The following is a 19,574-nucleotide window of genomic DNA, read 5'->3' as shown; positions in this document are numbered from 1 at the left end:
GACCTAAGCTGAGGCCGAAAGGCGTAGGCGATGGACAACAGGTTGATATTCCTGTACCACCTCTGTTCCGTTTGAGTGAGTGGCGTGACGCAGGAGGATAGGGTGAGCGGCCTACTGGATGGCCGTCCAAGCAGTAAGCCTGGTGTGTAGGCAAATCCGCACGCCGCTAAGGGCAAGCTGTGATGGCGAGGGAAATTTTAGTACCGAAGTCCCTGATTTCACACTGCCAAGAAAAGCGTCTAGCGAGGAACAAGGTGCCCGTACCGCAAACCGACACAGGTAGGCGAGGAGAGAATCCTAAGGTGCGCGGGATAACTCTTGCTAAGGAACTCGGCAAAATGGCCCCGTAACTTCGGGAGAAGGGGCGCCCCGGTAGGGTGAGGGTCCCCGCCCAACGTGAGCGTAAGCTTGCGTTGGGCGGGCTGAGCCCGAGGGGGCCGCAGTGAAAAGGCCCAAGCGACTGTTTAGCAAAAACACAGGTCTCTGCGAAGCCGCAAGGCGAAGTATAGGGGCTGACGCCTGCCCGGTGCTGGAAGGTTAAGGGGATGAGTTAGCGCAAGCGAAGCTTTGAACCGAAGCCCCAGTAAACGGCGGCCGTAACTATAACGGTCCTAAGGTAGCGAAATTCCTTGTCGGGTAAGTTCCGACCCGCACGAAAGGCGTAACGACTTGGGCGCTGTCTCGGCAAGAGACCCGGTGAAATCATAATACCTGTGAAGATGCAGGTTACCCGCGACAAGACGGAAAGACCCCATGGAGCTTTACTGTAGCCTGGTATTGGAACTTTGTGCATCATGTACAGGATAGGTGGGAAGCTGAGAAGCAGGGGCGCCAGCCTCTGTGGAGCTGTCGGTGGGATACCACCCTTGATGTACGGAGTTTCTAACTCGTCGCCCTCATCGGGCGAGAGGACCATGCCAGGTGGGCAGTTTGACTGGGGCGGTCGCCTCCTAAAAGGTAACGGAGGCGCCCAAAGGTTCCCTCAGAATGGTCGGAAATCATTCGTAGAGTGTAAAGGCAGAAGGGAGCTTGACTGCGAGACCTACAAGTCGAGCAGGGACGAAAGTCGGGCTTAGTGATCCGGTGGTTCCGCATGGAAGGGCCATCGCTCAACGGATAAAAGCTACCCTGGGGATAACAGGCTTATCTCCCCCAAGAGTCCACATCGACGGGGAGGTTTGGCACCTCGATGTCGGCTCATCGCATCCTGGGGCTGAAGTAGGTCCCAAGGGTTGGGCTGTTCGCCCATTAAAGCGGTACGCGAGCTGGGTTCAGAACGTCGTGAGACAGTTCGGTCCCTATCTGTCGCGGGCGTAGGAAATTTGAAAGGAGCTGCCCTTAGTACGAGAGGACCGGGGTGGACATACCGCTGGTGCACCAGTTGTTTCGCCAGAAGCACGGCTGGGTAGCTATGTATGGAAGGGATAAGCGCTGAAAGCATCTAAGCGTGAAGCCCCCCTTAAGATGAGATTTCCCACAGCGTTAAGCTGGTAAGACCCCTCATAGACGATGAGGTTGATAGGTTCGGTGTGGAAGCGCGGCAACGCGTGGAGCTGACGAATACTAATCGGTCGAGGACTTATCCACACATCTCTTAGCAAACATGCGTATTCAGTTTTGAAGGAACAAATCCTTCAACGTTCCTCGGTAGCTCAGTTGGTAGAGCAATCGGCTGTTAACCGATCGGTCGGCGGTTCGAGTCCGTCCCGAGGAGCCATCCATTTGCTCCTGTAGCTCAGTCGGTAGAGCGTTTCCATGGTAAGGAAGAGGTCGCAGGTTCGATTCCTGTCGGGAGCACCAGAAATGATTATGAACATGGCCCGTTGGTGAAGCGGTTTAACACAGCAGCCTTTCACGCTGTCATACAGGGGTTCGAATCCCCTACGGGTCACTTATACATCCAACCAGTTGTTGGGGTCCCCGCAAAGTACTCGGTGTTGCTACAACGCAATCTCTTCTCTTTGTGGGGTACTTTGGAGGCTTAGCTCAGCTGGGAGAGCATCTGCCTTACAAGCAGAGGGTCGGCGGTTCGATCCCGTCAGCCTCCACCACTTGTTGTTGAACTAAAAATGGGGAGATAGTGAAGTGGCTAAACACGGCAGACTGTAAATCTGCTCCCTCCGGGTTCGGCGGTTCGAATCCGTCTCTCCCCACCATTTTTTTCGCATTTTTGGGGTATAGCCAAGCGGTAAGGCAACGGACTTTGACTCCGTCATTCCTAGGTTCAAATCCTAGTACCCCAGCCATTTGCGAGCCATTAGCTCAGTTGGTAGAGCATCTGACTTTTAATCAGAGGGTCGAAGGTTCGAGTCCTTCATGGCTCACCAGTTTTTACCTTTTATAAAATATGTGCCCTTAGCTCAGCCGGATAGAGCGTTTGACTACGAATCAAAAGGTCGGGAGTTCGAATCTCTCAGGGCACGCTTCCTTACTTCCAAAAGTGAGGAGAAGCGCTGTAAAAACAGAAAAATCGGGAAGTAGCTCAGCTTGGTAGAGTACTTGGCTTGGGACCAAGGGGTCGCAGGTTCGAATCCTGTCTTCCCGACCATTTTTCCCCGCACTTGTTGCCGGGTTTTTGTTTTCTAACTAAAATTGCGCGGGTGTAGTTCAATGGTAGAACTCCAGCCTTCCAAGCTGGTCGCGTGGGTTCGATTCCCATCACCCGCTCCATACGTATTGCCTAAAACGAGTAGCCGATTCGGTTGCTCGTTTTTTTCATAGGTAAAGACTGCTCCCATTCCATTTTGAACGACGTTAGGCCAGACGGGTTATTTATGCAAAATCCTGTCGAGTTGAGTCATTTCGCGATCGGAGGCTACAATATAGGGGTGGAGCAACAACGATCGAAGGAATGGGGGCGTCTACATGAACAAGAACATGAGTATTGTCGGTGTACCGATGGATCTGGGTGCAGACCGTCGTGGAGTAGATATGGGACCAAGTGCAATCCGTTACGCAGGTGTTGTAGCTCGTTTGGAGAAAATGGGCTTTCATATCGAGGACCGTGGAGATATTTTTGTAACACGACCTCATCGGTTTACGGAAACAGAAAACCATAAGTACTTGGATGAGGTTGTAGAAGCGAATGAAAAGCTTGCTGATGTTGTAAGCGATATCATGACGGCAGGCCGTTTCCCGCTCGTGCTGGGGGGCGATCACAGCATTGCTTTGGGAACGATTGCAGGTGTCGCCAAGCACGTGAAAAATCTCGGGGTCATCTGGTTCGATGCGCACGGAGACTTGAACACAGGAGAGACTTCTCCATCGGGAAACATCCACGGGATGCCGCTGGCGGCGAGCCTTGGCTATGGACATAAGCGTTTGACGAACATCGGCGGATTTGCGCCAAAGCTGCAGCCTGAAAACGTGGTGATTATCGGGGCGCGCGACCTCGATCAAGGCGAGCGCGATTTAATCAAGCGCATTGGCATGAAAGTGTTCACCATGCACGAGATCGACAAGCTGGGAATGGCTCGCGTGATGGAAGAAGCGATTGCCCACGTGTCCAAAAACACCGATGGCGTACACTTGAGCCTGGATTTGGACGGACTGGACCCGCATGACGCGCCAGGAGTAGGAACCCCGGTTATCGGCGGTATTTCTTACCGGGAGGGGCATGTCTCCCTGGAGATGCTGGCTGACGCTGACATTCTCTGTTCCGCAGAATTTGTGGAAGTAAATCCGATCCTCGACCGTGAAAACATGACAGCGCGCGTCGCAGTCGCGTTGATGAGCTCTGTATTCGGCGATAAACTGCTGTAACCAATCGTTGTCTGAGAACAAAAAGAGAGGCAAAAATCGCCTCTCTTTTTGCTTTTTACGCATCTTTACATTGGTGGGAGAAAGAAGTACATTCTAAGGATGGAGATGTAGTTCGTTTAATAGATGGTCAAGTTGCACGCTTAGGGCGACTAATTCAGGAGTGATGGTTGCCTGCTTCTTATACTGATCGTTGAGCTCTTTGCGTAGCTGCTCGATCTGGAGGAGAACGTCCTGCTTCGACATACGTCCCACTCTCCTTTCCAACTGAGGGATGAAAGAGTTATCATCAATAATATATAGAGGTAGGCAGTTACCTTATTCCTCTATTTCCCAACAAATTACCTGCACAAACACGCATTTAGAACGAAACCATTTGCAGTATCATCCGTATATAGGATTACGGTATTGTGGGGAGGATCGCATGGATTTTGTAGAGAAACGGTTGACTCAGCGAGCGAAGCGTGGAGACCGTGAAGCATTTGCGGAGTTGATCGAAATTTATAAAGACAAGATATTCCAACTTGCTTATCGCATGGTGGGAAACCGTCAGGATGCGGAGGACATCGCGCAGGAGACTTTTTTGCGCGTGTATGCCAATCTGCATTCGTACGATGACAGCTACAAGTTCTCCACGTGGATCTACCGGATCGCGACCAATCTATGTATCGACCGTGGCCGTAAAAAAAGACCTGACTTTTCATTGGATGAAGAAACCGAACCTGGACAGGGAATGGACTGGTATTCGCGCCTGTCTTCTAGTGAGAAAACACCGGAAGACAAAGTCGTGACGCAGGAGCTGCAGGAGACAGTACAGGGTGCTCTGTCCCAGTTGCAGCCGAAATATCGCTCGATTATGATCTTGCGCTACATTGAGGACTTGTCGTTGCAGGAGATCAGCGATATCGTAAAACTTCCCATTACGACGATCAAGACACGCATTCACCGAGGACGGGAAGCGTTGCGAAGCAAGTTGCGATTGATGTGAGAAAGGAGAAAATCACGATGGAATGCCGGGAAATGATTATTCTCATCCACGAATATTTGGATGGGGACACTGATGAATTAGCCAATCAGCATTTGCAAGCACATATAAAAACTTGTGCGAGCTGCCGCCAGCATATGCACGAGCTGCAGCGGGCCATCGCTTTTGTACAGAGCGCTTCACATATTCATGTTTCTCCTGATTTTACGGCACGTGTACTCGCCCAATTGCCTGCGCCGACGAAGGCTAACCTGTTTTCAAGCTGGCTGCGGAACCACCCGTTTTTGACAGCAGCAGCGGTGTTTTTGTTCCTCATGACTGGCAGCTTGTGCGCGAACTGGTTTGACCGCGATAATACGTTGCAGGTATCTTCAGCCAACATGGATAAGTTGAAAATAGATCGGCAACGCAATGTCGTAGTGGTACCAGCCGGAACGAGCATTGATGGAGATTTGGTGGTGCGCAACGGCAACGTGGATGTTCAGGGGCAAGTAAAAGGAAATGTCGTGGCCATCGAAGGAAAAGTGTTCGTGGCCTCTACCGCTCAAGTGGTAGGCAATACCGAATCCATTGAAGCGATTTTCGATTGGATCTGGTATGAGGTGAAAAATATTGGAAATGACTTGCTTCCGATCTTGCCATAAGAGAAAATAGAGAGTACAGCTATCAACAGCACGGCAGTGGAGCCGTGCTTTTTCCGCAGGAGACAGGCTGACCTTATTTAGATGGAGCGAGATATGGGGGCTTCGTTATGATATCGATGGATTATGGGGATTTACTGCGGTATGGAACGGATATTTTACTCGTTACATACGTGATTTATAAAATTATTATGCTCATTCGGGGGACGCGAGCGGTACAGTTGCTGAAGGGGATCATGGTGATCGTCATCACCTGGCTGCTCAGCAAGTACTTCCAACTGACGACACTGCACTGGTTGATGTCGCAAGCTTTTACCTTCGGGGTACTGGCTGTGGTCATCATCTTCCAGCCGGAATTGCGTCGCGCGCTGGAGCAGCTTGGGCGAGGCAAGCTCTTTTCCCGCTCCAGCAGCCTGCAAGACGATGACATGGTGAACCGTGTGGTGCAAGAGGTGTGTAAATCGGTCACCTACATGGCAAAGCGGCGGATCGGGGCCTTGATCGTCATTGAGAGAGAGACGGGGCTGAACGATTACGTAGAGACGGGCATCGCGATCAACGGACGCGTGAGCTCGGAGCTGCTAATCAACATTTTCATTCCGAATACGCCTTTACATGACGGGGCCGTCATCATGCGCAAGGACGTCATTTTGGCTGCTGCCTGTTACCTTCCGCTGTCTGAGAACAACTCCATCTCGAAGGAGCTCGGGACTCGCCACCGCGCGGCAATCGGCGTCAGCGAGGTCTCGGATGGCATGTCCATCATTGTTTCGGAGGAGACAGGACAAGTGTCTTTTGCCGCGCATGGCGCGATGAACCGAAATCTGACGGAGGCGCAACTGGCAGAGATGCTGACCGAACAGCTCCAGCCTCTGTCAAAGGGCAAGTCCATTGGCAGTCGTTGGCAATGGAGGCGAAAACATGGATAAGTGGTTGAACAGTCATTGGTTTGCACGGGCCGTAGCGCTGCTTTTGGCTGTCATGATGTGGATGGTCGTCAACCTGGAGACAGAGCAAACACCGACTCCGGAAGCGAGCCAGCCCGTCTTTATTGACGGTGTGACCTTGCATGTCAAGTACGATACAGACCGTTTTCAGGTCGTCAAGCAGCAGCGAACGGTAAAGGTCGCATTGGAGAGCAACAACCCGTTCTACCGGCATAACTTTTTCCCGGCTGATTCGATGGAAGTGTACGTCGATGCCACCAATTTAGGAAAAGGGACTCACAGGGTGCCTGTCCAGTACAAAGGGTTCCCCGATGAGGTGAAAGTGGGCATTATTCCGAACATCGTGGAAATCACCCTGGAAGAGAAGAAGACGGTGGAGCGGGAGGTTACGGTGGAAAAACTGGGGCAAGTAGCTCCCGGCTATACCGCAGGAGAACCGATCGTCAAGCCGTTCCGGGCACTGGTCAGAGTGCCGGAAAGCCAGGTAGACAAAGTGGCGGCTGTCAAAGCGTCTGTCGATCTGGAAGGGGCTACTTCTGCGATTAAGACTACAGTCCCACTGAAAGTAGTGGACAAGTCAGGAAATGTGATTCAAGGTGCGGATGTCATTCCGCTTACTGTAGAAGTAAATATCCCGGTCACGAGTCCTTTTGTGAAAGTGCCGATCAAATTAAACTTGACGAATGAAATGCCGAATGGCTATAGTTTGGCTAGTATGGATATGAATGTGGATGAGGTGACCGTTTTCGGTCCGAAAGAGGTCATCGACGCCATGAAGGCGAACACCTATCCGGGTCCGGAAATCGATCTTGCCAACATTACATCAGATCGCCTTCTGGAGCTAAAGATACCGTTAATGGATAACATTGTGAAGGTAGAACCGGAGTATCTCAAGGTATCGCTGAAAGTAGTTCCGTCCACAACCAAGCGTTTGGAGAAAATCCCGATTCGCATCAGCGGGTTGTCAGAGACTATGCAAGCCAAGGTGTTGTCCACCGATGGCCAGGAGTTGTCTACAATTGACTTTGAAGTAATCGGCGCGGCACAGGTGCTGGATCAATTGAGACACGAAGACTTGCAGGTCGTAGCAGATGTTAGCAACATGCCGGCTGGTGTGTACGAGGTACCTCTGAATTACATTTTCAATCAGCCGGATTATATCAAGACTTCTGCGAGCGCACCGAAAAAGGTCACAATCGAAATCACGAACAAGCAAAGGTAGACATAAGCTGTTGTGTGCACAAGGAAGGAAATGAGGGACAAACATGGGGAAGTATTTCGGAACAGACGGTGTACGTGGGGTTGCCAATACACAATTGACACCCGAGCTGGCATTTAAAATCGGACGCGTTGGCGGCTACGTTCTCACTAGACACAAGCAGGAAGGCAAACCAAAAGTGGTGATTGGGCGCGATACGCGCATTTCTGGACAGATGCTGGAAAACGCGCTTTTGGCTGGCTTGCTCTCGGTTGGAGCAGAAGTGGTCAGATTGGGTGTCATCTCCACCTCAGGCGTGGCGTATCTCACGCGTGCACTGGGTGCGGATGCGGGTGTCATGATCTCCGCCTCCCACAATCCGTTTCCGGATAACGGAATCAAGTTCTTCGGCAGCAACGGTTTCAAACTGTCCGACGAAGTGGAAGCAGAAGTAGAGCAGTACTTGGATGCGGCAGAGGACACTTTGCCAAGGCCGGTAGGAGAACAGATCGGTACGGTATTGGAATTCCTCGAGGGGGGGCAAAAGTACCTCTCTCACCTGAAAAGTACCGTATCCGAGCGTTTTGACGGCTTGAAGGTCGTTCTGGACTGCGCCAATGGAGCTGTCTCGTCGCTTGCCGCCCGTCTGTTTGCAGACGTGGACGCAGAGGTGATTACGATCGGGGCCAACCCGAACGGGGTCAACATCAACGAGCAGTGCGGTTCTACCCATCCTGAGCGTCTTCAGGAGGAAGTGCTGAAGCACAAGGCCGATCTGGGTCTTTCCTTTGACGGGGACGCAGACCGCTGTATCGCGGTTGACGAGACAGGTGAAATCATCGACGGCGACTACATCATGGCGATCTGTGCGCGCGCGCTGAAAGCAAAAGGAAAGCTCAACAACAATACAGTCGTGACGACCGTCATGGCCAACATGGGCTTTTTCAAAGGGATGGAGGAGTGCTCCATCCATACAACGAAAACCGCTGTAGGAGACCGTTACGTGGTCGAGGAGATGCTGCGCGGCGGGTACAACCTCGGCGGCGAGCAGTCCGGCCACATCGTCTTCCTGGACTACAATACGACAGGTGACGGGCTTTTGACAGGCTTGCAGCTTTTGAACATCATCAAGGAGTCGGGCAAGCCTTTGTCCGAGCTGAAACAGGTGATGGTCAAGTATCCGCAACTGCTGATTAATGTCCGCGTAGAGGACAAGTCGAAGCTGAACGGCAACGAAGCGATCGAGCAGGCCATTCGCGAAGTGGAGGAAGAGCTGGCGGGCAACGGACGCGTGCTGGTTCGTCCATCCGGCACAGAGCCAATCGTGCGCGTCATGGCAGAAGGACCGGATGCTGCGCAACTGGAAGGGCTTGTGCATCGCATCGTTGACGTGGTAAAACAGCAACTGGTGTAAAAAAATGTTTCGGGGAGTGGTGCGACGCCACTCCCTTTTGCATACATGTAAATGACGAAGGTGTTGTCGCTCCTCTCAATCTGTGGTACAGTGTTCATGTGCATGCACGCACGATTTGAAAAAATTGGAGGAGATCGGACGAAGACAAAGCGGATACGAGGATCGGAAAACAACTGTCGTAAAGCGCCAGCACTGCGGCTGCCCGACATGGAGCCCAGTGGACGAGGTGGAGGTTTATCGAAGGATTCGGCGGGTACCTCCCGGCAGCAGTATCACTGCCGCAGAACGCAAGGACAAAGCACCAGGGTGATCTGGTGGACAAAACTTTGCGTATGATACGTTTGTAGCCACGGACAAAGGAAAAAACATAGATCATAAACATGGAATGGCGGGGGCACTCCCCCGTACCATTGGTTTTGGGTTGTGTCCCCGTCAATATGGAAGGGGATCATACACTTATGTGCGGAATCGTTGGATATATTGGAGATAAACAAGCGCAAGACATCGTGATCGGAGGCCTGCGCAAGCTGGAGTATCGCGGTTATGACTCGGCGGGAATCGCGGTAGTGAACGACAACGGCCTGGAGCTGGAAAAGGCGCAAGGACGTCTGGCTGTGCTGGAAGATCGTCTGGCGTCGAAGCCGCTTGCCGGTTGCATGGGAATCGGGCACACACGTTGGGCGACGCACGGAAAGCCGTCTGACGAGAACTCCCACCCTCATACGGACGCAAAAACGTCTTTTGCCGTCGTTCACAACGGGATTATCGAAAACTTCCTGCCGTTGAAGGAAGAGCTGCTGGCAAAAGGCTACACGTTCACTTCCGAGACAGATACCGAGGTCATCGCTCACCTGCTCGCCGACATGTACGACGGGGATATCGTGTCCACGGCGCGTCGCGCTGTGCAACGCATGCGTGGCGCTTATGCGCTGGGAATCATGACCGAGCATGAACCAGATAAGCTGGTAGCCGTTCGTCTGGCCAGCCCGCTGGTAGTCGGCGTAGGCCAGGGCGAGAGCTTTATCGGCTCGGACATCCCGGCTATCCTGGAGCATACCCGCGACGTTTACATTTTGAACGAAGGCGAAATGGCTGTTTTGACGCGCGACGGCGTGGAACTGATGGACGCAGAGACCGGAGAGAAAATCGAGCGGGAGCTGTTCCATGTCGAGTGGGATCTGGTTCAAGCGGAAAAAGGCGGCTACGATTCCTTTATGCTCAAAGAAATTTACGAGCAGCCGCAAGCGGTTCGCGACACGATGGGCGCCCGCATTGACCACGAGAACAAGCGCGTGATTTTGCCTGAGTTGAAAATGAGCGATGCCGAGCTGGCGGCGTACGACCGCATCTACATCGTCGCTTGCGGTACCTCCATGCACGCAGGTCTGGTCGGAAAAGACGTCATCGAAAAATGGACCCGCGTACCTGTAGAGGTAGCGGTGGCTTCCGAGTTCCGTTACCGTGATCCGATCTACACGGACAAAACTTTGATGATCGTCATCAGCCAATCCGGGGAGACAGCAGACACGCTGGCTGCGTTGCGCGAAGCGAAGAAGAGCAACGTGAAGGTACTCGCGATCACAAACGTCGTAGGCAGCTCTGTGGCGCGCGAGGCCGACGAGGTGATCTTCACCTGGGCTGGTCCTGAGGTAGCGGTAGCTTCGACAAAAGCGTACACTTCCCAAGTGGTAGCTCTGTACCTGTTCAGCCTGTATCTGGCGCAGGTAAAAGGCACGCTTGCGGCTGCCGAGGTAGCCACTGTCGTGGAGCATCTGGAGACAATCCCAGGCAAAATCGCATCCATGCTCGAAGATGCTGAGCAGGTTCGCCACTTTGCCGAGAGCACAAAAGGGGTAAACAGCCTGTTCTTCATCGGCCGCGGCCTGGACTATGCGGTGTCGCTGGAAGGCTCCCTGAAGCTCAAGGAGATCTCCTACATCCACTCCGAGGCATACCCGGCTGGTGAGCTGAAGCACGGTACTCTTGCGCTGATTGAAGAGAACGTACCAGTCGTCGCATTGGCTACACAACCAGACATCTACGAAAAAATGGTGAGCAACATCGTGGAAGTAAAAGCGCGCGGCGCCCACGTCCTGGGCTTCGCGACCGAAGGCAACCACGACCTGGCGAAGAGCGTGGACGAAGTGATCTACATGCCAGCCACCCTGCCAATGCTCACACCGATTCTGACCGTCATTCCATTGCAATTGCTCGCTTACTACGCATCCGTCGCGCGCGGCCTGGACGTGGATAAACCACGGAATTTGGCGAAGAGTGTGACGGTGGAGTAGGGAGTAGCGTTTGTTTTACAAGTTTGCGTAACAAGCAATCGCAGCCATCTAAAAGCTTAAATAGTCATCTAACGAGCCGAGCGAGAAGCGGGGATTCACTCCTGCTTTTCCACGGCTCTTTTTCTTTTATGCTTATTCATGCCATGATGAAAAAGAAGGATAAAAATCACAACGATTTTCATCCTTCTTTTTGTGATTTAATGATTTTTAACGCCTTCCAGCCCTTGCGGTGGGCATTTTCTGAGACTGGAGATTTTTAACCAGGAAAAATTAAGGAGCACTATCAGTTATTCACTTTCAAACGATGCCTGAATGATAATCCGACAAGCCGGGACTTTTTGTCCCAACTCCCCATGACACTAACATTTAAGGAGTATGGCGGATTCGAAAAATTAAGTGTCTTGGACAAAGAATTATCTACAGAAGGTGCACCGCCGAAGTGATCCGGAAGTCAGCGATTTCGGTTATTACGCTCCTTGGAACGATGTGAACATGTATTACAAAGACTGGGGGTATTCGAGCGGGCTTGTCATACTAGGGAAGATCGAATCTGACTCCGAAGAGCTTACAAAAAAGCTTCAGGATATGCAGGTGTTTTTCGCAAGTCAAAAATACAGAGAATCGCTGCGGATTTGTGCATAGGCACGGCCAACGCTGAAGATTATGACGATCTCACTCCGGATAGCGCATTTCGTAGCCGGTAGCTCTCGCCGGTGAAAGCCAGGACGTGTGCGTGGTGAACGAGTCGGTCCACGAGCGCTGCTGTCAGTCTGGCATCTCCAAACACCGTGTTCCACTGGCCAAACTCAAGGTTAGAGGTGACAATCATACTCCTTTGCTCATAGCATTCGGAGATGACGTTAAACAGTAGTTCAGCTCCGTCTTTGTGAAAGGGCACAAACCCCATTTCGTCGAGGATGAGTAACTCAGCCTTCTGCAACTCCCGCTGAAAACGGCTAAGCGTCCCGGATTGGTACTTGTCCTGTAACGCGGCCACAAGGTCATGCACCCGAAAGAATCGTACCTCGTACCCTCGTCGGCAAGCCTCCACGCCTGGTGCCGTTGCCAGGTGGGTCTTGCCTGTTCCCACTTTGCCCAGCATCATCACGTTCTCTTTCCGCTCGAGAAATGCCAGATCCGTTAGGAGCTCACGACTGCAATGCGCTGGGAAGGTGACTGCTCCGAAATCATAATCCTCTAGTGTCTTCATCTGTGGAAACCGGGCTTTCTTCATGAGTCTGCGAATCCTGGATATCTCTCGGCCCCGCAGTTCCACTTGGAGGACTTCAAGCAGGTATTGCGAGCGGTCATTGAACGCAATCGCCTCGTACGCTTCCATCACATACCCCAAGTGGAGGTTCTTGCATGCAGTAACCAATTCGTGTTTCATGCTCTGCTCACCCCCAGAATGGCGTCATATTGCCTGAGGTCCGGTGTGTGCCCGTGAATCTCCATCGGTGTATGAGCCTCCGCAAACGGCTTAGGGTGAAACTCAGGATGTTTCATCGCATATAGCGCATGCTCAAGGACTGTGTCAGGATCGAAATGCCCAGCCAGTGTATCGAGTGCAGCACCCATGTCGGACATCTGGTGTGTATCTAACAATCGACGAATCAGAGCCACACGAGATTTCCTCAGATCGATATACTCCACTTGCACGAATCTGCGGACGGAAGCAGGCATGAACCTCGCCAGATCGGAGTACATCACCGTCCTTGGCTTTCTCAGGTAACCCTCAAACACATCTGTCCACTCAATCGGGATTGCCTTTTCCGTGTACGGGCGAGGCAACGTCCCCAGGTGTCGGTACTCTCCGTCGCCCGACAAAACCTCGATCTCGTCCCATTTCACCTTGAGCAATACGGGATCTAGCGCACGGCACTGCGGTAGTGGATATGTGGTTGTTTCAAACCGGAGTTCCCGATATTTGTTCAAGCGGGCCGGTTCAAGCCTGAAAACCTCAAACGCAACGGTTGGCATAGCCAAAAGCTTCTTCCGTTCTTGCTCCCACAAGTCGACGATACGCTCTTTCTTGGCATAGTGTGGACGATCCATGTCTGCCTCTGCTGCCTGGGCCAAGTATGTCTCAAGGTCAGCATCCGTTTCGCAAATCGGTGGTGGTACGAGCCAATTACGCCGACTGTGAATGCTAATCTAATAATTGACCACCTAGTGGTACATCGCTCATAAAAAAGTTGACCACCTGAGCACCTCTTTCCTGTATCTTGTAGTTGTCTAGACAACAAGATATAGGAGGAAAGGAAATGCTTCAGATGGCTAATTATGAGTTTATCAGGAAACAACACTTTCTGCTAGGGAAGTCGATTCGTCAAATTTCTCGCGAAACTGGCTACTCGCGTCAAGTGATACGAAAAGCCTTGACATCAACGGAAATCCCTGTATACCAGCTTTCAAAACCGAAGCCGAAGCCAGTCATTGATTTTGTCAAGCCCATCATCTTGGAATGGCTGCGTCAAGATGAACAGGCTCCCCCGAAGCAGCGTCATACTGCCAAACGTATTTACCAGAGACTCGTTGACGAACATGGATTCACCGGCGGTGAATCTACTGTACGACGCTACGTCAGAGAGTTGCGGGTTTCTCCTCCTAAAGCATTTGTCCCTCTTGATTTCCCGCCAGGGCGATTTGCCCAATTTGACTGGGGTGAGGTTACGGTTCATTTACAAGGGAAACAAGTGAAGGTTCAAGTCTTTTGTATGCGTTGCACATACAGCAGAAAGATTTTCATCAAGACATTTGCTCATCAGAAGCAAGAGGCTCTTCTCCAAGGTCATGTAGATGCTTTTGAATTTTTCGGTGCTGTTCCCCAAGTCATCACATACGACAACCTGACAACAGCCGTTAAGAAGGTATTGGAAGGCAAAAATCGCGAGGAACAAGAGCGATTTATTCAGCTACGTGCCCACTACCTGTTTGAAAGCTATTTCTGTGATCCGGGAAAAGGGCATCAAAAAGGCCAAGTGGAAAACCTCGTACAGTTTGCCCAGAGGCAATTTTTTACACCTGTGCCTAGTGTTTCTTCTCTGGAGGAGCTAAATCAAATCCTCCCACTATAAAGTAATGTTTTCTCCTGTTTTCTCGCTCATTCTCTGTTTTTTAACTTTGACATCTTAAAGCTCTTGTCGGAAGATTGAAGGAGATACAAATATTTCTGTAAGGGCTGTGGCGGGAATAGAGCCTGCAATCACCAGTTTCCAGACTGTGGATAAAAAGGTATGATCGCACAGTGGATCTCCACATCCGCCCTCGGGGTTTACCCTCCCATGTCACGCTGGGTCTATGCCCTTACATTCCTTCGTTCTACCTCTCAAGGGGTGGAGGCCGATTCTAGCTCCTCGACTGGGTCGTTGCCCTTATGGATTATAATTCTTCGGCTTCTCCGGTGCTTCCGTTGTCATGGTTGTACACATGTGAATAAGCGAGATGACAGGTTTGTTGATAAGCTTTATGCAGCACTTTGTTGTAGCTGGGCTTGTCGAATCGGCCCCAATACTTCGTTTGCGTTATACTCTTTCTGCTTTGTCCCCAGTGCATAGAGGACGCGAACCAGTTTTCCACATAAGGCGATAATCGATTGCTTCTTCTTGAGCGGATTTTGACTACGCGTTGTATAATACTCGTGGAGCGCTTTAAACTCTTTGTTTTTGGCTACCATCGGCAGCATGCAGCGGAACAAGATGCCTCTTAGGCGAGAGCGCCCCCGCTTGCTGATTCCGGTCTTTCCCTTACGTTTTCCAGAGCTGTTCTCCGTCAGATTCAGCCCAGCCAGACGGATGATCTGCTGTCCATGGTCGTAGTTGTTCAGATCGCCAACCTCCGCCAAGAAGCCGGCGACGGTCAGAATGCCAATCCCTGGGATGCTCAGCATTTGCTTCGTTCCGGGGATCTTCTCCAGAATCTGCAGGACTTCCGTCATAATGCTTTCTTCTTGCTTGCAGTACAGATCGTACTGCTGCAGCAAGGCGGCAAGCTCGATTCGGGCAGCTGTCAGCCCCTCGGTAAGCCCGATAGAGACCGTAGCGGCAGCATAGAGCTGCTCCGCTCTCTTGATGCCCACCCCACGCTTGATTTCCGTCTTCCAATGTGTGAGAACGCCTCTGGCGCCTATCGAGACAATCTCCTCTGGAGTGGGAAACTGGCGCATGGTCATCAGTGATGCCTTGCCTTCCCAGTCCTTAAACACTTGTGGATACTCCGGAAAGTAGCGGTCAAACCAGTTTGTAATCCGAGCTTTCACTTGATTCAAGCTCACCATGACCTTCTCCCGAAAATTCATCAGAATGCGTAGCTCTGCATATTCCTTGGTCGGCAAATTGGGCTCTGAATATTTCCCGCTCCGAATCAGGTCGGCAATGACCTTCGCATCCTTGTAGTCGCTCTTGGTCTGCGAGTTGTCCTCAAGTTCTTTGCTCTTGTTCACATGGTGCGGATTCACGACGACGACCCTGATGTCTTGCTCCTTCAAAAATGCCGCTAACGGGAACCAGTAGTGTCCGGTAGGCTCGATGCCAAATACGATGTCGGTTTTCTCATGTATCCGGCCAAGCTCCTTCATCCACGCAGCCAGTTTCGTTAGCCCCTCCTGATCGTTGTGGAACACACATTCTTTCCCAAGCTCAATGCCTCGGAAATCCACGGCTCGAGCTACATGAATCTTTTTGGCGATGTCCGCGCCAACAACCAGTGTTTTTTCGGTAATTCGTGTAATCCGTTGATTCTGTTTCTGTTTCAGCTTATACTTCATGTAGAGCGTCCTCCTTTTCATTAGGGCAGTGTGAATGTGACCATTCCAAGACCCAGCATACAGGAGGCGCTTTTTTCTTTCAAAGCTCAAATTTCTTCATTACAGGAATGGCTCCTCGAAAAATGTATCTCTTACGAGAATACAACCGTTCCCCGGTCTTCCCTAACGGTTGGAGAAGCATTTGTTCAAGAGTTGCCCATCATGCTTCCATTGCCTCCACGGCCATTGGATTGTTTCCGTGTTGTACCCGTGAAAAGCAATACGCTATCCATGATCCACATTGAAAAAAATGCCTATTCCGTCCCGGTTTCCTATGCATCGACCCAACTTATTTGCCGAGTATTTGCTGAAAAAATTGAGGTGTATCACGGAAAAAGCCTGATTGCGACGCATGAGCGGTGCTTGGAAAAAGGAAAGGAGATTTTGCAATACGATCATTATCTGGATTTACTTCTTATTCGCCCAGGAGCAGTTCTTTATGCTAGACCATTGCATCAGGCAGGATTACCCGCCATTTACCAAAAGTTCTTGGACAAGTGCCGTAACCGACCAGGAGGGATGAAGGAGTTCGTTCGACTCTTGCTTTTGCACCGTGAATTCGATACTTCTCTCGTCGAAGAAGCACTGGGGGAGGCCTGCCAAAAAGGGATGTTCCAGTATGATGCCGTAAGGCAATTATTGCTTCAGCGAACATTGCCGGAACACCGTTTGCCCCAACTCTCGTTGGCGGAGGATAGCTCTGTTCCACGTATTCAGGTAAAGGCCCCAGATCTTAGCCAGTATAATCGTTTGTTACAGAAAAGGAGTGTGGTTCATTGAGTACGAGTTTCCTGCTTGAAACCTACGCGAAACGCCTTCGTTTACCTGCGATTAAACGTGTCTATAAGGAAATCGCCCATGATGCTGCTGAACGGCAAATTCCCTACGAGGAGTTCCTCTTAGCCCTACTAGAGCAAGAAGTTCAGCAAAGGGATGCTAACCAAATTGCGAGTCGCATCAAGCACGCTAAATTCCCTTCTATGAAAACGCTCGATCAATTTCAATTCTCGGCGATTCCGTCTCTCAATAAGCCCAAATTGCTTCAACTGGCTCGTTGTGAGTACATCGAAAAAGCAGAGAACATCATGTTTATCGGAAACTCTGGCACTGGAAAAACTCATCTCTCCATTGCACTCGGGAAGGAAGCTTGCCATCAAGGCTATTCCGTCCAGTTTTGGACTGCTGCTAAAATATGTAACGAGCTTATGGAAGCTCAGTCCCAAAAGCGAATCCTCCAGTTAGAGAGGCAATGGTTGAAAACAGATTTGATTATTTTGGATGAAGTCGGGTTTGTCCCTCTGAGTCGGACCGGGGCGGAGTTATTATTCCAATTTTGTGCGGCTCGCTATGAGAAAGGAAGCATGATCATTACCAGCAATCTGGATTTTACGGAATGGACACAGATTTTCAAAGATGAGCAAATGACGTCAGCCTTGGTTGATCGGCTTACCCATCGTGCCCATATCTTTGCAATGAATGGAGACAGTTATCGCTTTAAGCAGAGCATTCAAAGATCGTGATCATGAAAAAGTTACCCACCCGACGGGTGGATTGATTTTTGCCATGGTGGTCAATTTTTTGATGAGCACGGTGGTCAACATTTTGATTGACATTCACAGCCGACTGTACCCCACCTTGTTCTCCACATGCCCCTTTTCGTGACCACGATAGGGATTACAGAATTCTGGGTCGAACCGGTAGTGGGTAGCAAACCGCAGGAACTGATCGGTGCATGACCGCTTTCCATCACGGCTAATCGAGACCACCGCCGCCGACAAGTTGTCGAACCAGATTTTCCTCGGAACGCCTCCCATCCGTTCAAAGATGCGCTTCATTGCCTCCAGGAAACACTCTGTGTTCTCCTTTCGAACCGGAAAGGCGAAGGCCGCATTGCTAAACGGGAAGGACATAATCAGCACTTTGCGCTCCACGAGTTGACCTGGTTGCCCAACATAGGCTGTACCAAAATCAACCTGTGCCTCGCCGCCGGGGTGTTCGAGTCGTTCATAGCTTTCGGCACGTTCCAGCTTGAGTTCTTTTCGGCGTTTGGCTACATATTCTTCAACAGTGCGTCGTCCGCCCTCAAACCTGTATTCATCACGCAGACGATCAAAGATTCGCTTCGCGGTATAACGCTGTTTGCGGGGCAACGCCTGCTCCTCCGTTAACCAAGTATCAATGATGTCAAGATACGGACCGAGAACGGGATATCGTCTCTTGCGCCGACAAACGGGTTCATTCCAATCGTCCTTTGTGGCGTATTTCTTGGCTGTCCGCCAATTGACTCCCATGGCTCTCGCAATCTCCGAGATTGAATAATCCTCATTCTCGTACAAAAATTTGATATACTGTTGCTGTGGCACTTTCAACATTCCTCTCACATCTCCCTGGTTCTTCTGGACAAAGACCAAGGTAGACTTAATAGAGTGATGTTGGCAAGTGCCTATTTATTTTTCCGCCTTGTAAAACGCAGGCTAGCTCTGCATTTTTACGCTGCGATTTTCTGTACTTTTATTATGCGATATACACTGAATAGATTTGTGCAAATTGAAATGGGAAAGGCGGGGTAGTGAGCCATCCCATTTTCTTCTTTTAAGGAAAACGTGTCTTTTCTACAATTTTTTCGGATAACCGAATATCTCGACTGTGTAATGAAAATATTGCATTGATAGTTCTACATTACCAATCTTTGTGCTGAGGGGATATTTGTAGACAGGAGTTGAAAAGTTAACACAAAACTTGATTTTTCTATGAGGTAATCTAATTTACTTGACAAAAAGTGGAGTTGGGTAAATAATGGTAGTATCTGATGGGGAACGGGAGGGGTATTCATGAAAATGTATCTTGAGAAGTGTATGCTGTTGGACGAGCAAAGGAGCCTGATAGTAAGGGGAATACAAGAGGGCAAAAAGGAGTATCAGTCAATAAAGGCATTGCTTCCATCGTTCACTACAAATACGTATGACCCTCGTTTACAGTACGATGCTGTAAATACGCATGTTGAAAAAATGATTCTGAGTGCCCCTCATACACAGATGAAAGTTTTTAAGAAAAAAGCTGGTTTTCATCCATATATCGTTATTCATGATACGATAAGAAACATATTTATCTTGGTTTCAAAACTACCTAAAAACAAATACATATACAATCCGAGTGGGTATCGTGGGGACTTTGCTTCATCGAATTTCGACCGCCTTCTGGATTTGGGAGCACCAAAAGAAGAATTACTGGGTGATACGATTTATCAGCCGTCTTTGTTTCTTGGTTCAGATAATCACCCCTTTGGAATCATAGTAAGTTATGATCGGGATAGTGATATCATTTATGAGGGAGCTTTAAGACCTGACCAAGAGGATTGGATCTACAAGGAAGATATTACGGATTCCATCATCCTCAATACAAGAGACATTATTCCACTGAACAACTACCGAGCTTCCGATATCGAACCTCGGCTTAAAACACCAAAAGAGGACAGCGATATCGTAGTTAAATTAAAGAATTCCCCTTCAACTTAGAAAAACTTCAGCAGATTAGG

16 protein-coding genes, 10 tRNA genes, 1 rRNA gene and 1 pseudogene (1 of these 28 running past the window's edge) are annotated in these 19,574 nt (G+C 50.4%); 23 read left to right on the top strand and 5 right to left on the bottom strand.

The window, feature by feature from the left end:
- The 12 genes from M655_RS27015 to rocF form a co-directional block, all read left to right on the top strand.
- Nucleotides 1-1,587 (top strand): 23S ribosomal RNA (locus tag M655_RS27015) (it extends 1,385 nt beyond the left edge of the window).
- 54 nt (nucleotides 1,588-1,641) lie between these two features.
- A tRNA-Asn gene (locus tag M655_RS27010) sits at nucleotides 1,642-1,717 on the top strand.
- A gap of 7 nt (nucleotides 1,718-1,724) precedes the next feature.
- Nucleotides 1,725-1,800: transfer RNA gene (locus M655_RS27005), tRNA-Thr, on the top strand.
- Between the two features lie 17 nt (nucleotides 1,801-1,817).
- A tRNA-Glu gene (locus M655_RS27000) sits at nucleotides 1,818-1,891 on the top strand.
- 84 nt (nucleotides 1,892-1,975) lie between these two features.
- Nucleotides 1,976-2,051 (top strand) — tRNA-Val (locus tag M655_RS26995).
- A 20-nt stretch (nucleotides 2,052-2,071) separates the two neighbouring features.
- A tRNA-Tyr gene (locus M655_RS26990) sits at nucleotides 2,072-2,156 on the top strand.
- 15 nt (nucleotides 2,157-2,171) lie between these two features.
- Nucleotides 2,172-2,246: transfer RNA gene (locus M655_RS26985), tRNA-Gln, on the top strand.
- Nucleotides 2,247-2,251: 5 nt separating this feature from the next.
- Nucleotides 2,252-2,327, top strand: a tRNA-Lys gene (locus M655_RS26980).
- Nucleotides 2,328-2,349: 22 nt separating this feature from the next.
- Nucleotides 2,350-2,423: transfer RNA gene (locus M655_RS26975), tRNA-Arg, on the top strand.
- 48 nt (nucleotides 2,424-2,471) lie between these two features.
- Nucleotides 2,472-2,548, top strand: a tRNA-Pro gene (locus tag M655_RS26970).
- 48 nt (nucleotides 2,549-2,596) lie between these two features.
- Nucleotides 2,597-2,670 (top strand) — tRNA-Gly (locus tag M655_RS26965).
- A gap of 195 nt (nucleotides 2,671-2,865) precedes the next feature.
- Nucleotides 2,866-3,762: an arginase gene (rocF, locus tag M655_RS26960; protein WP_005832279.1), complete on the top strand. Its 897-nt coding sequence runs from the start codon at nucleotides 2,866-2,868 to the stop codon at nucleotides 3,760-3,762.
- 93 nt (nucleotides 3,763-3,855) lie between these two features.
- Here rocF and M655_RS26955 read toward each other — a convergent pair whose 3' ends face one another.
- Nucleotides 3,856-4,005: an aspartyl-phosphate phosphatase Spo0E family protein gene (locus M655_RS26955; RefSeq protein WP_005832277.1), complete on the bottom strand. Its 150-nt coding sequence runs from the start codon at nucleotides 4,003-4,005 to the stop codon at nucleotides 3,856-3,858.
- A gap of 178 nt (nucleotides 4,006-4,183) precedes the next feature.
- Between M655_RS26955 and sigW the strand changes: the two genes are divergently transcribed.
- The 7 genes and pseudogenes from sigW (at nucleotide 4,184) to M655_RS28210 (ending at nucleotide 11,877) form a co-directional block, all read left to right on the top strand.
- On the top strand, nucleotides 4,184-4,747 hold the full coding sequence (gene sigW, locus M655_RS26950; protein ID WP_005832275.1) for an RNA polymerase sigma factor SigW: 564 nt from the start codon (nucleotides 4,184-4,186) through the stop codon (nucleotides 4,745-4,747).
- A 17-nt stretch (nucleotides 4,748-4,764) separates the two neighbouring features.
- On the top strand, nucleotides 4,765-5,388 hold the full coding sequence (locus tag M655_RS26945) for a zf-HC2 domain-containing protein (RefSeq protein ID WP_005832273.1): 624 nt from the start codon (nucleotides 4,765-4,767) through the stop codon (nucleotides 5,386-5,388).
- Between the two features lie 107 nt (nucleotides 5,389-5,495).
- The gene (cdaA, locus tag M655_RS26940; protein ID WP_007780837.1) at nucleotides 5,496-6,314 is read left to right on the top strand and encodes a diadenylate cyclase CdaA; all 819 of its coding nucleotides are present in this window, start codon (nucleotides 5,496-5,498) and stop codon (nucleotides 6,312-6,314) included.
- Entirely contained in the window at nucleotides 6,307-7,554 is a 1,248-nt protein-coding gene (locus tag M655_RS26935; RefSeq protein ID WP_005832269.1) for a CdaR family protein, read from the top strand. The genes cdaA and M655_RS26935 overlap by 8 nt, the downstream gene beginning before the upstream one ends.
- A 43-nt stretch (nucleotides 7,555-7,597) precedes the next feature.
- Complete coding sequence (gene glmM, locus M655_RS26930) at nucleotides 7,598-8,944, top strand: phosphoglucosamine mutase (RefSeq protein WP_005832267.1); 1,347 nt, start codon at nucleotides 7,598-7,600, stop codon at nucleotides 8,942-8,944.
- Nucleotides 8,945-9,402: 458 nt separating this feature from the next.
- On the top strand, nucleotides 9,403-11,235 hold the full coding sequence (glmS, locus tag M655_RS26925) for a glutamine--fructose-6-phosphate transaminase (isomerizing) (RefSeq protein ID WP_026556996.1): 1,833 nt from the start codon (nucleotides 9,403-9,405) through the stop codon (nucleotides 11,233-11,235).
- A gap of 353 nt (nucleotides 11,236-11,588) precedes the next feature.
- A pseudogene (locus M655_RS28210) lies at nucleotides 11,589-11,877 on the top strand (cyclophilin-like fold protein).
- A gap of 19 nt (nucleotides 11,878-11,896) precedes the next feature.
- Here the strand turns inward: M655_RS28210 and istB (M655_RS26920) are convergent.
- Together istB (M655_RS26920) and M655_RS26915 are read right to left on the bottom strand one after the other, a co-directional pair.
- Nucleotides 11,897-12,625 carry an IS21-like element helper ATPase IstB gene (istB, locus tag M655_RS26920; protein ID WP_286085941.1) on the bottom strand — a complete coding sequence of 243 codons (729 nt, stop codon included), beginning with the start codon at nucleotides 12,623-12,625 and terminating at the stop codon, nucleotides 11,897-11,899.
- Entirely contained in the window at nucleotides 12,622-13,290 is a 669-nt protein-coding gene (locus M655_RS26915) for a hypothetical protein (RefSeq protein ID WP_286085940.1), read from the bottom strand. Before M655_RS26915 ends, istB (M655_RS26920) begins: the two co-directional genes overlap by 4 nt.
- A gap of 209 nt (nucleotides 13,291-13,499) precedes the next feature.
- Here M655_RS26915 and istA (M655_RS26910) point away from each other — a divergent pair, with 209 nt between their 5' ends.
- A complete protein-coding gene (gene istA / locus M655_RS26910; RefSeq protein ID WP_221842538.1) occupies nucleotides 13,500-14,312 on the top strand; it encodes an IS21 family transposase in 813 nt (270 codons plus the stop codon).
- Between the two features lie 389 nt (nucleotides 14,313-14,701).
- On the opposite strand, the gene M655_RS26905 is transcribed toward istA (M655_RS26910), so the two are convergent.
- Nucleotides 14,702-15,988 (bottom strand): IS110 family RNA-guided transposase, encoded by a 1,287-nt coding sequence (locus tag M655_RS26905; protein ID WP_221843694.1) that lies wholly within the window; start codon nucleotides 15,986-15,988, stop codon nucleotides 14,702-14,704.
- 48 nt (nucleotides 15,989-16,036) lie between these two features.
- Between M655_RS26905 and M655_RS26900 the strand changes: the two genes are divergently transcribed.
- Together M655_RS26900 and istB (M655_RS26895) are read left to right on the top strand one after the other, a co-directional pair.
- Nucleotides 16,037-16,819, top strand: a complete 783-nt coding sequence (locus tag M655_RS26900) for a Mu transposase domain-containing protein (RefSeq protein ID WP_286085862.1) — start codon at nucleotides 16,037-16,039, stop codon at nucleotides 16,817-16,819.
- Nucleotides 16,816-17,559, top strand: coding sequence for an IS21-like element helper ATPase IstB (gene istB / locus M655_RS26895; RefSeq protein WP_197186756.1), 744 nt, complete (start codon nucleotides 16,816-16,818; stop codon nucleotides 17,557-17,559). Before M655_RS26900 ends, istB (M655_RS26895) begins: the two co-directional genes overlap by 4 nt.
- A gap of 93 nt (nucleotides 17,560-17,652) precedes the next feature.
- Here the strand turns inward: istB (M655_RS26895) and istA (M655_RS26890) are convergent, their stop codons facing one another.
- Nucleotides 17,653-18,411 carry an IS21 family transposase gene (gene istA, locus M655_RS26890; protein WP_286085939.1) on the bottom strand — a complete coding sequence of 253 codons (759 nt, stop codon included), beginning with the start codon at nucleotides 18,409-18,411 and terminating at the stop codon, nucleotides 17,653-17,655.
- A 459-nt stretch (nucleotides 18,412-18,870) separates the two neighbouring features.
- On the opposite strand from istA (M655_RS26890), the gene M655_RS26885 reads away from it, so the two are divergent.
- Nucleotides 18,871-19,554 carry a hypothetical protein gene (locus tag M655_RS26885; protein ID WP_005827855.1) on the top strand — a complete coding sequence of 228 codons (684 nt, stop codon included), beginning with the start codon at nucleotides 18,871-18,873 and terminating at the stop codon, nucleotides 19,552-19,554.
- Nucleotides 19,555-19,574: the final 20 nt, after the last annotated feature.

Origin of the sequence: Brevibacillus sp. NSP2.1, assembly GCF_000470975.2 — a bacterium.
Taxonomy (GTDB): domain Bacteria; phylum Bacillota; class Bacilli; order Brevibacillales; family Brevibacillaceae; genus Brevibacillus; species Brevibacillus agri.
The sequence above is the reverse complement of the archived record's forward strand: the minus strand, read 5'-3'. Positions and strand labels throughout refer to the sequence as shown.